Raw genomic sequence first — 14,902 nt, 5'->3', positions numbered from 1 at the left:
TTTTCTTTTATTTATATCGTTTCCACTCTTCTGTGAATAAGAACCTGACATAAAAGTGTTCACACGATAAAAACATGTTACAATAAAAAAAACGCAACTGGAAGGATGAACAAAGTGGATTTATCAGTAAAATCTCCAGAAAATATTAAACATATGGTCGATAGCATTAGTGAAAAACTGCGCATGCTAAATATCGGAGCAATTAAAGCTGAAGCTTTTGACGAAGAAATGTATGAAGACTTAAAGTACTTATACGATATGGTAATGAGAAAAGATTCTTTTAGCCCAAGTGAAATGCAAGCGATCGCGGAAGAATTAGGTACACTGCGTAAACAAGCTTAATGACAACTCCGTCAATGACTAATAGCCATTGACGGTTTTTTCTACATTTTTTTCTATACATGAATGCTGCACCTTTTAGCGAGCAAATAAGAGTTAAATCGTTTACATACACATAGATGAAATATTCCCAAAAATCTTTCTTTTTTATTAGGAATTGACGTTTTTATTATTTGTCTATAGAATGTATCGAAATACCTAAAGCTCGTATAGTCTTGGAAATAGGGTCCAAGAGTTTCTACCGAACTACCGTAAATAGTTGGACTACGAGGGTTGAACATCATTCATACTGTATTTTTATTCTTCTTTATGTTCTCCCTTACATAGTCCTTCATTGTTATTCAGTTATACAATGAGAGGAGTCACATTCATGTCAAATACAAAAACAACCTTAAAAAAACAGCTTGCTGTTGCCAATAAAAAAATACCTGCAGATCTTGTAGTGAAAAACGGAAAAATTATCGATGTCTTTACGCTTTCCATCATTGAAGCCGATATTGCGATTGCTGATGGAGTGATTGTTGGAATAGGGCAATACGATGGGAATAACGTCGTGGATGCAAAAGGAAAATACATTTCTCCTACATTCATTGATGGACACGTTCACATTGAATCATCAATGGTTACACCCAAAGAGTTCTCAAAACTTCTTGTACCTAGAGGCGTCACAACTGTCGTAACGGACCCTCATGAAATTGCGAATGTTTCAGGGAAATCTGGTATTGAGTTTATGCTTCAAAACTCGGATTCCATTCCTTTAGACGTATTTGTGAACTTACCTTCAAGCGTGCCAGCAACTCCTTTTGAAAGCTCTGGAGCCGTCTTAAAAGCAGCTGACTTAGCGCCATTTTTCTCTCACCCTCGCGTGCTTGGATTAGCAGAAGTGATGGATTTCCCTGCTGTGCGAGATGGAGATGACGATATGCTCGATAAATTACAAGCAGCTAACGATGCAAACGGCGTAATTGATGGGCACGGCTCAGGGCTAGACGCTACGGGCGTTAATATTTATCGTACCGCTAACATTTCAACAGATCATGAATGCGTAACAGCAGAAGAAGCAATTGAACGTATTCAGCGCGGGATGTATGTTCTGATCCGCCAAGGTTCTGTCGCTAAAGATTTGAAACAATTATTACCTGCTGTAAATGAACGGAACTCGCGCAGATTTTTATTCTGTACAGATGACAAACACCTAGATGATTTATTAACGGAAGGTTCTATTGATTACAATGTTCGTTTTGCTATTGAACTCGGGCTGGATCCGTTAATTGCGATTCAAATGGCTTCATTAAATGCCGCTGAATGCTACGGATTAAAAGATAGAGGTGCGGTTGCTCCTGGTTACAAAGCGGATTTTATCCTATTAGACGACTTAACCAATATATCTGCAGCACATGTCTATCAAAACGGAGAGCTTATTGCTGAAAATGGAGAGATGCTTTCTGTTCAAGAAGAACAAATTGATCTTCCAACAGAACTAATGAATTCTGTTCATCTGAAAGAGTTTTCCATTAAAAAACTTACCATACCACTTCAGCACAATCGCGCTAATATTATTGAAATTAATCCAAACAGCCTGCTTACAAATCATATTGTAGAAGAAGTTCAAGTGAAGCAAAACGAATTTCAGTCTTCTGTAGAAAACGATCAGCTGAAAATGGCTGTTGTGGAGCGTCATCATCTAACAGGGAATATTGGTCTTGGGATTGTAAAAGGTTTTCAGTTAAAAGACGGAGCGATTGCTACCACGATTGCTCACGATTCACATAATATCGTAGCCGTAGGAACAAATGATGAAGATTTAGCAAAAGCAATTGCGGCAATTGAAGAAATCGGCGGAGGTATTGTTATTGTACAAGGCAATGAAGTGATTGGCTCCCTCCCTCTTTCCATTGGAGGATTAATGTCACCTCACCCTTACAATGAAGTAAACAGCTTACTTAAGCAGCTTCACGGGGCTCTTCATGAGCTTGATATTTCACAGAAATTCAACCCGCTGCTGACATTATCTTTCTTAAGCTTGCCTGTTATTCCCTGTCTAAAATTAACCGACAAAGGATTATTTAACGTAAAAGAATTCAAGCATATCACCGTTCAAGCATAAAATAAAAAGGACTCTTTCGAGTCCTTTTTATTTATATCCTTTAGACGGCGTAGTTCGAGTTTTACGATTTTTATAATGACGATATCCTTCTTTTAAAAGGATAGGGAAAACAGCGACTAGAATTTTTTTTAATATACGTCCCAATTTAAGGCACTCCTTTACGTGTTCTTACTTTACTATACCCAAATTGGACAGCTAAAAACGCAAAAAAGAGCAGGTATATCCTGCTCTTTTTGTATTACTTACCGATAAATTGTTGAGTCCAGTACGTAGTATCACCTTTTACATATCCAACACCAATTTCAGTGAAATCAGGGTTTAGAATGTTTTTGCGGTGACCGTCACTATTCATCCAAGCATTCATTACATCTTCAGGAGATTGCTGACCTTTTGCAATGTTTTCACCTGCAGTTGTATATTCAATGCCGAATTGTTTCATCATATCAAATGGTGAACCATATGTTGGTGAATTGTGGTCAAAGTAGCCTTTGTCCATCATATCTTTTGATTTAGTGCGTGCAACGTCACTTAACTTTTTGTTAAGTGTTAAAGGTTTTAAACCTTGTTTTTGACGCTCTTGATTCACTAAATCTACGACCTTTTGTTCAAATTGACTAGCGTCTTTTGTTTGTTCTGCTTTATCAGTATTTTCTGATTGTTGAGCTTTTGTGTTTTGCTGTGTTTGCTCCGGAGCTTTTGCTTCTTCACTTTGCTCTGGTGCTTGTGCTTGTTCCTGTGGAGCTGCTTCAGCTTGCTCTGGTGCTTGTGTTTCTTGTTGTGGAGCTGCTGCTTGAGCAGATTGTCCCTGAGCGTTAAATTTCTTTAATAGCTCATCTACATTTATATTTTGTGCTGCTTGAGCATCTTTAATGTTAATTTGTTTTGGAGTGTTGCAATCAGGAGCTGCTGCATTTGCTTGTCCTGCTGTTAGTAATCCTAATGATACGGCACCTGCGACAGTGGCAATACGAAACCTTTTCTTCATGTTTGAAATCCTCCTATGTGATAATAAAGTTTTTTGTAAAACCGCAACGCATCTAAGCTTGTAGCAAGCCAATCTCGTGATGCACCCTAATTGTTGCATGAAAACTATGAAACTCGCAACGTCTTTTAAGCTACCAAAATTATACTTTCATTTATGTAAAAAATATTTCGATTGTGTTACGGGGCTTCTATCTATTGATAATAAAAGGTTTTCATATTCTTTTAGAAACCGCTTCATCCAATGCAGTAATATAACTGTAAATTCCTCGTCAAAATCGTTACATACAAAAAAGGCGACACCAGAGTGGTAAACCACCCTGTTATCGCCTTTTACAGAAATTTTTACTAATATTATTTACTTATTTTAAGACATTTACTGATTCACGTACAAATGCTTCCATATCGTCTGGTGTACGGCTTGTAACTAGTTGATTACCGCATACCACCACTTCTTTGTCATGGAAGTTTGCACCTGCATTTTTCAAATCAATAGCAATTGATTTGAAACCAGTTACGTCACGTCCTTTTAATGTTTCAGCATTGATTAGCAGCTGTGGTCCGTGACAAATAGCCATAACCGGTTTGCCTTCATCCATAAATGATTTTGTGAAAGCTACGACTTGATCGTCCGCACGCAAGATATCTGGTGAGAAACCTCCCGGTAAAAACAATGCGTCAAAATCTTCTGGTTTTACATCCGCAATTGCTTTATCAATTGTTAATGTTGTTTCGCCTTGTTTACCTGTTACTTCACCTGTTTTAACGTCGATTTTTGTTAGCGTATGGCCTTCTTCTTCAAAGGCTTTGGCTGGATCTGTATATTCCACATCTTCAAATAAATCTGTTACTAATACTGCAATTTTCTTACTCATTCTAAGCAACTCCTTAATTGATTTGTGTCCTAATGTTCTATAAATAAAATACCCGTACACTATTCTTTTAAACATAGTTTATGAGTAAAAAACTTTTCTACAATAATCAAAAACCACATTGAAGATTTTTATAAATCAGAAATTCAAAACAAATTAAATGTCTGAAACGTCGTCTCTTCTGGAACTGGGTACACATCTCTTCCTGCAATCACGTTCAGAATACGCTGATTGCGCTGAACGGATAAACCAAGATTTGTTGCGCCAGATCCATGTGAATGTTCGATATTGGTTAAAGTAAAAAAGTGGTGGTTACGGGGTTGTTTAAAGACAAGCCGGTAATCTTTTGTGACTTTGAAACGCTTGTCATCTTCCCATTGGATATCATCTTTTATTCGTTCGATGAACGGCGAAATTTTTGGCTTATAGCCTGTGGACAATATCAAACGATCCGCTTCGTATTGAAAAGAGCGTTCAGCCTTTAATTGTTTGCACTCGAGCTCATATCCATTTCCTTTTTTATGAATATTACTTACTTCAGTCGAAGCTTGAATCGTAACGGGTACTTTTCCTTTAAGCGAACGATGATAAAGTAAATCATAGATTTTCGTTAAGGTAGAAGATTCAATTCCGTGACGTAAAGGATTTAAATCTTCTACCGTGCTTGTACGTTCCTCAAAAGACAGCGAATGAAAGTAATTTACATAGTCTGGCGAAAATAACTCTTGAGCAAGCTTGGATTGATCAAGCTGAAAAAAATTCGAGGATCTTGTAAACCATGTAAGGTGGTAATGATGTTCATTCTGTTCTTCTAGTAAATCAAGAAAAATCTCTGCAGCACTTTGCCCTGAACCAACGATTGTTACATGCTTTCCTTTTTGAATCTCTTCTTTTTTATGTAAATAGCCGCTGCTGTGTAAGATATGCTCATTCAGCTTTTCTTCAAAAGCCGGAGGCAGAAGTGGAATGCTTCCTGTTCCCATTACAACGTGTTTAGCATTTACTGTTTGAATTCCCTCAGGTGTTTCTACCTTTACTTCATAATACTCTTCTTCATTTTTCGGTATCACGTCTACAACTTTTGAAGAAAAGTGGCAGGAAGATAGCTGCTCCGCTACCCATTTTGCGTACTCGTTGTATTCTTGACGCGGAATGTCAAAACGATTAAAGAAAAAGAACGGATACAAGCGTTTTTGCTTGTGAATATAATTTAGAAAAGAATAGGGGCTTGTTGGATCCGCAAATGTAACTAAGTCTGCTAGAAACGGAATCTGCAAGTCCGTGCCGTCAATTAACATGCCCGGATGCCATTCAAATTTCTCTTCTTTATCAAAGAAGACGGCATCAATTTCATCAAGAGGCTCAGCAAGGGCCGCTAAGCCTAAATTAAAAGGTCCTATTCCTATTCCCACCATGTCATACTGCTTATTTGTCATCTTTAAACTCCCTTTCATAAAAAAAGCTAACAGTATTGTCTACTGTTAGCTTTTTACCCTTTTTCCATACATTTATGCGGAAGGAGTCATACTCATTTTCGGGCCAAACGATTCATACATGATATTTTCTTGGGAAATACCCATTTCAGCTAGGCCTTCTAACACCATTTGCGTAAATGAAGAAGATCCACAAACATAATAATATGCATGTTTATCGCCGGCATATTTAGCTAGCTCTTTTTTAGTTAAGCGACCATACGTTATATGTTCATCATGCTGTTCTGTTTGCGCTTGACTATAGAAAACGTGTTGTTCAAACGTATGTGTCTCTGACAACGATTGAAGCTCTTGTTTCATTGCATGAAACTGCTCATTTTTAGCACTGTGAATAAATGTTACTTCTTGATTGTTTTCCAGTGCTTGATGAAGCATTGACATCATTGGAGTAATTCCTACACCTCCGCTGATAAATACTGATTTACTATTTTCTTTTAAGACAAAATCTCCTGCTGGAACGCTGACTTCAAGCAAGTCTCCTTCTTTCAATTGGTCATGTAAATAAGTTGACACAACCCCGTCTTCCATTTGCTTTTCTTTTTTCACCGTAATTTTATAGTATGGTTGGTTTGGATAGCCAGATAAGCTGTACTGACGAATGGATAAATACTCTTGACCAGGAATTCGTACACTCACATACTGACCTGGCAGAAAAGCAGGCAGCGCTTTTTGATCAGGTGATATTAAATAAAACGAGTACACGTCTTCTGCTTCTTTTACTTTTTTATGAACCATTAGTTTTTTATAATCTTTCCATCCTTTTTCTTCGGCTTCTTCATATAATTCTTGCTCCACACTTATGAATACATCCGCAATGGCACCGTATGCTTCTTTCCAAGCTTCCATAATCTCATCGGTCGCAGCTTCTTTTAAAACATCTTTAATTGCTTTTAATAAGAACTCTCCGACAATTGGATAGTGCTCTGCTTTTACGCCGATACTGCGGTGTTTATGAGCGATTTGCTTTACAACTGGAAGCAGCGTTTCAAGCCGATCGATGTACTGCGCAGCGGCATAAACTGTATTAGCTAACGCCATTTGCTGACGTCCTGTTTTTTGATTTGTTTGGTTAAATACATTTTTTAAAGAAGGATACTGTTCAAAAAGCATCTCATAAAAACGAGTGGTAATTGCTTGACCATGCTTTTCTAAAACAGGAACTGTACTTTTTACAATAGAAATAGTTGTTTGTTTCATAACTTTCGCCTCCGAAAGATTCATTTTTAAAAGATATATTTTTAATACATCTTTATAATACTCACATCTAACTCAAAAAGATATATTTTATATACATATTTAAAGAAATGTTCACAAATTCGCCTCGTCAAAAATGTGAGCATTCTTTCTGTATTTCTTAGATATAGACATGCTATTATAGATATATAAGCTGCTGGTAAGAGAAGAGGTAAAAAGATGAGGCTCACACAATATACAGATTACTCACTGCGAGTTTTATTATATTTAGGCGTTCGCGATAATAATAAACTAAGCAATATAAAAGAAATTGCTGAAGCGTATAATATTTCAAAAAACCATCTTATGAAAATCATTCACGAGCTTGGAAAACTTGGCTTAATTGAAACGATCCGAGGACGAAACGGCGGTATTCGTTTAGCTCAGCTTCCAAAAGACATTAATATCGGAAAAGTGGTACGTCAAACAGAAGAAGATTTTCATATCGTGGAATGTTTTGACCGTGAAGGAAACTTCTGCATTATTAGCCCCGTCTGTAAGTTAAAAAGTGTTTTACATGAAGCCATGCAAGCCTTCATTAAGGTATTAGATCAATATACGCTAGAAGATCTAATTCAAAATAAAGATGAATTAAACCTCCTCCTTCTATCTCAAAAAAACGAGGAATGAGTAAACTAAAATTCATTTGAAATCATTCTCGTTTTTTTAACCTTTTTCCCTTTCATCATAAAATAAAAGATGTTACAATGAGGCACGTATTGGAAAGACAAGATGTCTCCATTCGAGCAGACAATGAACCTCATTCTGTTCATCCTAAAAAAATGACGAAAGGGTGTTTGAGTATGCACGTAGGAAGCAAAGGTTGGTATGTTGAGGAACTTAAGAAACGAGGAGTTCGCAACCACGAAGGCCGCAAAGTAGAAAAGTACAAAACATATGTACTTGCTAACTTGCTTGATAAACACAAAAATTAATTAACGTGTAATAAGAGAGTACAAATGCGTACTCTCTTTTTTGTTCATTTAATAAGCAGTGTCTTGATAAAAATAATTTGGTGATAATACTTTATTTTTATAAGGCTTATGAAAAATATGCGTGGTAGCTGGCGAAACCGGCGGGATCAACCACGTCCAGTTCCCAGTCACTTCGCGGCCATTTTTTTGCTCTCTTTCTTCAAACAAGTGAAATTGCTGAGCAGCGGTGTGATGATCTACAAGGCTAACTCCTTCTCGTTTAAAAGAAGAAAGCACTGCAACATTTAATTCAACAAGAGCTTTGTCCTTCCAAAGCGTCGCGTTGTAATCCATGTTCAATCCCATCATAGAAGCTATTTTTGGAAGTTGATTATAGCGATACGTATCCGCTAAATTTCGCGCCCCAATCTCAGTCCCCATGTACCATCCATTAAACGGTGCCGCGACGTAATCAATCCCTCCAATTTCTAGCTTCATATCTGAAATCATCGGGACAGCGTACCATTTTAACTGTAAGTCTTCAAATTCAGGAAGTTCTGGATGCGTAATAGCTACTTCTTTCACTAAATGTTTTGGAATCTCAAAACATCGAGGTGACTCTTCATTAACTTGCAGTACCAGAGGAAGAACATCAAAGTGAGTTCTCTCACCTTCCCATCCTAAATTTCGGCAAACCTCCGTGAACGCAATAGAATCAGGATCTCCTACCATACCGTATTCCATCTCATATCCAGCATAGCGGATTAGCTGATGATTCCATATTCTAACCGGCTCTTTTGCTTTCATTTTCGGTTTAAACACCGTAATAGTAGGCCGGATTTTCCCGTCATTTGTTGCGTATTCAATATGGTGAAAAAGCGCGTCTCTTACCTCTTCAACTGTGCTTGCCTCTCGCTTATCAAATACATTAAGCGATTGCCAAAATAACCGTCCGATACATTTATTGCTGTTTCTCCAAGCCATACGGGCTCCGTGCTCTAACTCTTCAAATGTATGATCATAATGTCCGAGTGACATAATTTGCTGATGGATTTCTTTTAACCGCTTGTTTTTATCCGCTTCGCTTTTTTCAAGTTCAGCGTAACACGTCTCTATAAATACACGTGCTTGTTCAAATAATTCTTCTTGCTTCAACGTTTGTTCCCCCCTAGAAGAACAGATTTCATTCTTTTCGTTCAAGAAAAGCAAGTTTCAGTATACCATTCTCATAGCGGAAACGCGCATCATAATGCTTTAATAGCCTCTTTCAATATTAACCAAGTTAGAAGGCAATTCGCCTTGTTCAACTTTTTGCAGCGTTTCAACAAAGCACTCGACGGCTTCTTCAGGCGTAGTCACCGCTGAAATATGAGGTGTTATGATGATGTTTGAATGATCCCACCAAGAAGATTCTTTCGTTAACGGCTCATGCTCAAACACGTCTATGTATGCTTTTCGAATACGTTTTTGCTCAATAGCCTCTACTAACGCATTTTCATCTACAGTTGCTCCTCGTCCAACATTTATAAAGTATGCATTTTCAACTACATTCATCCATTTTGGATCAAAGTAGCTTTTTGTTTCATGTGTTAGGGGCATTGTACTAATAATCCAATCGGCTTCTTTTAGCAATTCTTTTTCCTTCGAAATCGAGACCACTTGATCAAATGACGGCTTTTCATTTCCACTTTTAGATACACCAATTACTCGTACACCAAAAGATTTTAAAACGGCTGCAAGACGCCCGCCGATTTCACCTGTTCCGTAAATTATGACCGTTTGAGTAGAAAGCTGCTTAGGCTCTACCACTTTCCACTGCTTTTGTTTTTGCTGATGCTGAAACTGTGCGTGGTGCTGAAGTTCAGCTAGCATATAGCTAAGACAATATTCACTGATTCGCTGACCGAATGAACAAACCGTACGTGTTAACATCACACTCTTTTTCCAATTACCGCTTTCTAAGAACCGGTCGACTCCTGCGCCGAGAGAATGAATCCATTTAAAGCTATGATCTTCAAAGCAATTCGTTGGACCGAAGGATAAAAGCGCGTCAGCCCAGTCTAAATCTTCAATTGTAACGTCTTGCTCTTCCATAAATCGAAACGTCTGAGACAGCTGCTTTTGATTGATTATCTCCTGCAGCTCTTTATGCATTCTTCCTGCCACTAGTATCGTATGAATGTTCATTTCTTTTCCCCCTGCCTTTTTATTCTTTTATATACTCTATTTGAATGATTCGATATAACCGTCCCTTCGTCATGAAGGATTTTCTACATTGATATATATAGTATGAATGAAGTGAAAGGAAGACGCGAGTGAATTTTATATGACTTTCAAGGCTGGAAAACTCATATGGATTTATGTATATAAGTTCGCTATAATCGTTATGAATCAATTTGTTTATAACGAAACGTACGATAGATATTTTAAAAGAAAAGGTGTGTCAGCATGAGTGTATTAAACGTAAAAAATCTAAGCCATGGTTTTGGTGACCGTGCGATTTTTAACGATGTATCATTTCGATTGTTAAAAGGTGAACACGTCGGCTTAATTGGAGCAAACGGCGAAGGTAAATCAACATTTATGAACATCATTACAGGCAAGCTAGAACCGGATGCTGGAAAAGTAGAATGGTCTAAAAAAGTGCGCGTTGGCTATTTAGATCAGCACACAGCATTAGAGCGCGGCCTTTCTATTCGTGATGTACTAAAAAGTGCTTTTCAATACTTATTTGATTTAGAAGCTCAAATGAATGGCCTCTATGAGAAAATGGCGGAGGTATCACCAGAAGAACTCGAAAAACTATTAGAAGAAGTCGGTACGCTTCAAGACCTCTTAACAAACAATGACTTTTACGTTATCGATGCAAAAGTCGAAGAAATTGCACGCGGATTAGGATTAGAAGATATCGGCTTAGATCGCGATGTACAGGATTTAAGCGGCGGACAGCGTACGAAAGTATTATTAGCCAAACTGCTGCTTGAAAAACCAGAAATTCTTTTACTTGATGAGCCTACAAACTACTTGGATGAACAGCATATTGAGTGGCTGAGACGCTACTTGCAAGAATATGAAAATGCCTTTATTTTAATTTCTCACGATCTTCCATTTTTAAATAGCGTGATCAATTTAATTTATCATATGGAAAACCAAGAGTTAAATCGCTATGTAGGAGACTACGACGATTTTATGAAAGTATATGAGATGAAAAAACAGCAGCTTGAAGCAGCTTATAAAAAACAACAGCAAGAAATGGCAGATTTAAAAGATTTCGTAGCGAGAAACAAAGCCCGTGTGTCGACACGAAATATGGCCATGTCCCGTCAAAAAAAGCTCGATAAAATGGAAGTAATTGAACTAGCTCAAGAGCGTCCAAAACCAGAGTTTAACTTTAAGGGTGCTCGTACTTCAAGCAAATTAATTTTTGAAACATCTGATTTAGTCATTGGATACGAAGAGCCGCTTTCTAAGCCACTGAATTTAAAAATGGAGCGAGGTCAAAAGATTGCCCTTGTAGGAGCAAATGGAATCGGGAAAACAACTCTTTTAAAAAGTATTTTAGGAGAAATCAAACCGATTTCAGGCTCTGTAGAAAAAGGAGATTACCAGCATATTGGCTATTTTGAACAAGAAATCAAAACGGCTAATTACAATACGTGTATTGAAGAAGTATGGAATGAGTTTCCTCACTTTACCCAATACGAGATTCGTGCAGCTTTAGCTAAATGCGGCTTAACAACAAAACATATTGAAAGTAAAGTAGAAGTTCTAAGCGGTGGAGAAAAAGCAAAAGTTCGTCTATGTAAGCTGATTAACAATGAAACCAACATTCTTGTACTGGATGAGCCTACAAACCACTTAGATGTAGATGCGAAAGATGAATTAAAACGAGCTTTAAAAGAATACAAAGGAAGTATCTTAATTATTTGCCACGAACCTGAATTTTATCAAGATGTTGTCACAGACGTGTGGAACTGCGAATCTTGGACGACTAAATTATTTTAAAAAAACGGGTTAAAAGAGGCATATCTTTTAGAAAAAGTGGGAATGATAAGATTAAGTTCCCCCCCTTTGTGTGAGTAGCCATTTTTTAAATGGTTACTTTTTTTATGTATAGTCCTTTAATAAAATGGCTATATTGTATCTATACTCCCTAAACCCAAAAAGGCCGCTGCAGCGATGCAGCGGTCTTTTCGTTGTCATGGCTTCATCTGTAGCCAGCTATCAAAATAATGAACAGCTATACTGCTTGGAGGATTTTCAGCTTGACACTCCGTAAGCAACATACCCAGCTCTTGCATCATCTTTTCTTCTCCTTTAGCAGAAAAAGAAATGTATTCTCCTTCATCTGAAGCCATCGTTTCTACCCCTATTTCAATCGGAGTGGATAGTACACGTCCCCACTTGCGTTCATTTTCTGTTATTTCAGCAATACCGTTTTCTTGATCTGCGTGGTTTCGGTACGCCATAATTGTGACTTCATCAGCGTACTGAATAACCCACCGCCCCAGCGAACCGGAACCATTGCTATTTTTGAATGGAACTTCGTCAAACCAAAACGGTATATCTACAGCAAGCGGCAAGTGTAACTCATGGGACTGTACAGCGGCTTGAGAAATAACATATTGATACTGCAGAATACTTTTCACGCGATTATTTTCCCAACTTTTATACAAATAAGGCTCTACATCCAAATGAACCCCTGAAAATTGCTGTTGCTCGTCTGCTTCTGCTTGGTAAACTGTTATCCAATTAAAAAATGCTTCCTGCTCTTCTATACCAGAAGGCCCTATCCAATAAGGAGCGCCGTCAAGCGCGTAAACACTTATGCCCTTGGCTTGTGCTTGTTGGATAAAATGCCTATATACGGAAGGTGAAAGATGAGTATCAATTTGTAAATAAACGTTTGTCACCTTTTTTTCTTGAAGCTTTTCGAGGATAGCTTCTTGGTTCAGCATCCATTTCTTTGTATCCCACACCCACGTCGACAGCGGTATATTCATCTCTGCATTCACCTTTGATCCACATCCTATTCCTTTCCCCATATTAAACAGCCATACAACCACCAGAAAAATAAGAACGCACTTGCTTTTCACACTCTTTTTCCTCCTTTATACGAGCCAGAACTCATATAAAGAGAGTCTGACAGCTTGGCACAACTTTATGGTGAATTTCCCCCTTAAATCTATAGCTTTTAGCAAACTCCTCCTTATCAATTTTTTGCAGCTTAATCTCTATATGTTCTATCGGTTGCTTGATTTATTTCTCTATATCTTTCTTATTAAATAAATATGCCTGTTTTGGATGGTTTGGCTGATTTGGATATTTCAACTGTAATTGTCCTTTTCGTAATAGCTTTGTTAAATAATTATTACGTACTCCATCCGGCGTTCTTTCTAGTAAATAAGCAAACTCTTTAAGCATAAGCGGTTTTTCTTTACATAACTCAAGAATAATATGTTCCATCTGATTCGGCGAAAGCCGTTTTTTTTCACGAGCCAGCGCTGCAATACCCCATAGCTTCGTATCAATATTCTCCACATTTACCAAATTAGAAGAATCCTCTTCTTGTTCCTTATTGCAGGAGTTATGATTTTTATTATAGGAGTTAACATCGTTATTATATAAGTTACTCTCATTATTATAGTAGTCATCTTCTTTATTTAAGGAGTTAACATCGTTATTATATGACTTTAACTCCTCTATTAATTCTTTATTATAGGAGTATCTATTTTTATTATAGGAGTCAATTTCGACATCGTTTTCAGGTGTATTTTGATATTTTTCGACATCTTTAAAATTATTTCCCAAATCGGTTATGGACGTATTGTAAGTGTCTTTTTCAGAAGAACTTACCTGTCTTTCTTGAGTGGACAGAGATAACGTGACCACTGTACGATGCATAGAAACATCTTGATCAATAGCCGGTGTTTTATAATGATGCAAGCTCCAATTTTGCTTTACTTTTTTCAAACCAGAGCCCGAACGTTCACATAACCCTAGTAAACTGAATAACTTAACGATATTTGGGTTTCGAAGCTGACTAACGGTATTGCTAAAAACTGAATCTGTAGGTACTAACAAAAGACCTGGATTAGAAAAAACGTAATGTGAAGGTTGCTTTTCTAAAATAACGCCGCCCTCGCCATTATAATCTGCATGAATAAGCATATTAATCAAAACTTCTGTTAAAGAGGAAGCGATTGACGGCTGGGGTTCGCTATTACGAACAATTTCATGAATATGAAAATAAAAATCAAAGATATTTCCTGACCACGTCCCGTCTTGAGAGGTAAAGCGCTCTGTCCATTCTTCGTTTCCTTTACTTTCCCGGTATTCTAAAAAGTATTGTGGTAAAACTTCTGTGATAATCCGTTCTTCACTGAATAAAAGCAGGCCTGCGAGTGTGACTCCTTCTTTATGGGTATCTCTAACCTTTCCCCAAGCTCCTACTTTGTATAAAAACTCCTTTGTTTCAAGCGCATTCCAAGGATGAGCTGGTTTTACTTCAGCAAACCGATCCCGGTAGCTTTTGATCGTATCAAAATTTAATTCGTTTAATCCATAGTGCTCTAGGATGAGATTATCTTGTAACATATTCAACTCTCCTATTATCTTTGTATATTTATTTAACAGCGCGAATATGCTGTTTCTTACCTCTTGTTACTAACGTACTAACTTTATTTTTCTAGATGCCATCAGCACCCCAAAGTCCAGTCCGTAGATTGTACTTCTGTTGTACAATTTCTTCTAAATCGATATATACATCTTATCTATTCTATCATTTTTTCTTTATTCTCTCCTTCATTTTTCAATCTTCAAAACAGTCGAGTTTATTGTGTAAAAGCTGTGGATATTCATCTTTATCCACAGCTTTTACACAGACTACAAACCCTTTTCTAGCTGTTTCAATATAAATTTGTTATAATACCCTTCATAACAACGGATTAAGTGAGGGATTAC

The 14,902-nt window shown here is 37.3% G+C and carries 13 protein-coding genes and 1 riboswitch; of the genes, 5 read left to right on the top strand and 8 right to left on the bottom strand.

The window, feature by feature from the left end:
* Positions 1-114: 114 nt before the first annotated feature.
* Together ACFX4N_RS25315 and ade are read left to right on the top strand one after the other, a co-directional pair.
* Complete coding sequence (locus ACFX4N_RS25315; RefSeq protein WP_013055127.1) at positions 115-342, top strand: DUF1128 domain-containing protein; 228 nt, start codon at positions 115-117, stop codon at positions 340-342.
* 182 nt (positions 343-524) lie between these two features.
* Positions 525-626: riboswitch (purine riboswitch) on the top strand.
* 83 nt (positions 627-709) lie between these two features.
* The gene (gene ade, locus ACFX4N_RS25310) at positions 710-2,446 is read left to right on the top strand and encodes an adenine deaminase (protein ID WP_057275232.1); all 1,737 of its coding nucleotides are present in this window, start codon (positions 710-712) and stop codon (positions 2,444-2,446) included.
* A gap of 238 nt (positions 2,447-2,684) precedes the next feature.
* Here the strand turns inward: ade and ACFX4N_RS25305 are convergent, their stop codons facing one another.
* The 4 genes from ACFX4N_RS25305 to hmpA all read right to left on the bottom strand — a co-directional run bounded on the left by ACFX4N_RS25305 (position 2,685) and on the right by hmpA (position 6,989).
* The gene (locus tag ACFX4N_RS25305; protein ID WP_057275231.1) at positions 2,685-3,431 is read right to left on the bottom strand and encodes a CAP domain-containing protein; all 747 of its coding nucleotides are present in this window, start codon (positions 3,429-3,431) and stop codon (positions 2,685-2,687) included.
* A 358-nt stretch (positions 3,432-3,789) separates the two neighbouring features.
* Positions 3,790-4,302: a type 1 glutamine amidotransferase domain-containing protein gene (locus ACFX4N_RS25300; protein WP_013081517.1), complete on the bottom strand. Its 513-nt coding sequence runs from the start codon at positions 4,300-4,302 to the stop codon at positions 3,790-3,792.
* Positions 4,303-4,445: 143 nt separating this feature from the next.
* Positions 4,446-5,735: a lysine N(6)-hydroxylase/L-ornithine N(5)-oxygenase family protein gene (locus ACFX4N_RS25295; RefSeq protein WP_353880251.1), complete on the bottom strand. Its 1,290-nt coding sequence runs from the start codon at positions 5,733-5,735 to the stop codon at positions 4,446-4,448.
* Positions 5,736-5,807: 72 nt separating this feature from the next.
* Positions 5,808-6,989: an NO-inducible flavohemoprotein gene (gene hmpA / locus ACFX4N_RS25290; protein ID WP_057275229.1), complete on the bottom strand. Its 1,182-nt coding sequence runs from the start codon at positions 6,987-6,989 to the stop codon at positions 5,808-5,810.
* A gap of 216 nt (positions 6,990-7,205) precedes the next feature.
* Between hmpA and ACFX4N_RS25285 the strand changes: the two genes are divergently transcribed.
* Both ACFX4N_RS25285 and ACFX4N_RS25280 read left to right on the top strand, forming a co-directional pair.
* On the top strand, positions 7,206-7,655 hold the full coding sequence (locus ACFX4N_RS25285; protein ID WP_028410145.1) for an Rrf2 family transcriptional regulator: 450 nt from the start codon (positions 7,206-7,208) through the stop codon (positions 7,653-7,655).
* 173 nt (positions 7,656-7,828) lie between these two features.
* Positions 7,829-7,960 (top strand): YflJ family protein, encoded by a 132-nt coding sequence (locus tag ACFX4N_RS25280; RefSeq protein WP_016762840.1) that lies wholly within the window; start codon positions 7,829-7,831, stop codon positions 7,958-7,960.
* Between the two features lie 48 nt (positions 7,961-8,008).
* Here ACFX4N_RS25280 and ACFX4N_RS25275 read toward each other — a convergent pair whose 3' ends face one another.
* The gene (locus ACFX4N_RS25275) at positions 8,009-9,094 is read right to left on the bottom strand and encodes a nitric oxide synthase oxygenase (RefSeq protein WP_057275227.1); all 1,086 of its coding nucleotides are present in this window, start codon (positions 9,092-9,094) and stop codon (positions 8,009-8,011) included.
* A 99-nt stretch (positions 9,095-9,193) separates the two neighbouring features.
* On the bottom strand, positions 9,194-10,126 hold the full coding sequence (locus ACFX4N_RS25270; RefSeq protein WP_057275226.1) for a D-2-hydroxyacid dehydrogenase: 933 nt from the start codon (positions 10,124-10,126) through the stop codon (positions 9,194-9,196).
* A gap of 261 nt (positions 10,127-10,387) precedes the next feature.
* Between ACFX4N_RS25270 and ACFX4N_RS25265 the strand changes: the two genes are divergently transcribed.
* Complete coding sequence (locus ACFX4N_RS25265; protein ID WP_013055117.1) at positions 10,388-11,944, top strand: ABC-F family ATP-binding cassette domain-containing protein; 1,557 nt, start codon at positions 10,388-10,390, stop codon at positions 11,942-11,944.
* Between the two features lie 194 nt (positions 11,945-12,138).
* Here the strand turns inward: ACFX4N_RS25265 and ACFX4N_RS25260 are convergent, their stop codons facing one another.
* Both ACFX4N_RS25260 and ACFX4N_RS25255 read right to left on the bottom strand, forming a co-directional pair.
* Positions 12,139-13,035 carry an amidase gene (locus ACFX4N_RS25260; RefSeq protein WP_274589071.1) on the bottom strand — a complete coding sequence of 299 codons (897 nt, stop codon included), beginning with the start codon at positions 13,033-13,035 and terminating at the stop codon, positions 12,139-12,141.
* Between the two features lie 163 nt (positions 13,036-13,198).
* Positions 13,199-14,536, bottom strand: coding sequence for an ATP-binding protein (locus ACFX4N_RS25255; RefSeq protein ID WP_301264120.1), 1,338 nt, complete (start codon positions 14,534-14,536; stop codon positions 13,199-13,201).
* Positions 14,537-14,902 lie beyond the last annotated feature (366 nt).

The organism is Priestia sp. YIM B13551, from assembly GCF_042787905.1.
Taxonomy (GTDB): domain Bacteria; phylum Bacillota; class Bacilli; order Bacillales; family Bacillaceae_H; genus Priestia.
The sequence above is the reverse complement of the archived record's forward strand: the minus strand, read 5'-3'. Positions and strand labels throughout refer to the sequence as shown.

Excerpts from the sequence above, each read along its gene's own strand:
- ACFX4N_RS25285 (WP_028410145.1), top strand. The coding sequence starts at position 7,206 with ATGAGGCTCACACAATATACAGATTACTCACTGCGAGTTTTATTATAT.
- hmpA (WP_057275229.1), bottom strand. The coding sequence starts at position 6,989 with ATGAAACAAACAACTATTTCTATTGTAAAAAGTACAGTTCCTGTTTTA.
- ACFX4N_RS25295 (WP_353880251.1), bottom strand. The coding sequence starts at position 5,735 with ATGACAAATAAGCAGTATGACATGGTGGGAATAGGAATAGGACCTTTT.
- ade (WP_057275232.1), top strand. The coding sequence starts at position 710 with ATGTCAAATACAAAAACAACCTTAAAAAAACAGCTTGCTGTTGCCAAT.
- ACFX4N_RS25255 (WP_301264120.1), bottom strand. The coding sequence starts at position 14,536 with ATGTTACAAGATAATCTCATCCTAGAGCACTATGGATTAAACGAATTA.
- ACFX4N_RS25280 (WP_016762840.1), top strand. The coding sequence starts at position 7,829 with ATGCACGTAGGAAGCAAAGGTTGGTATGTTGAGGAACTTAAGAAACGA.
- ACFX4N_RS25300 (WP_013081517.1), bottom strand. The coding sequence starts at position 4,302 with ATGAGTAAGAAAATTGCAGTATTAGTAACAGATTTATTTGAAGATGTG.
- ACFX4N_RS25270 (WP_057275226.1), bottom strand. The coding sequence starts at position 10,126 with ATGAACATTCATACGATACTAGTGGCAGGAAGAATGCATAAAGAGCTG.
- ACFX4N_RS25305 (WP_057275231.1), bottom strand. The coding sequence starts at position 3,431 with ATGAAGAAAAGGTTTCGTATTGCCACTGTCGCAGGTGCCGTATCATTA.
- ACFX4N_RS25265 (WP_013055117.1), top strand. The coding sequence starts at position 10,388 with ATGAGTGTATTAAACGTAAAAAATCTAAGCCATGGTTTTGGTGACCGT.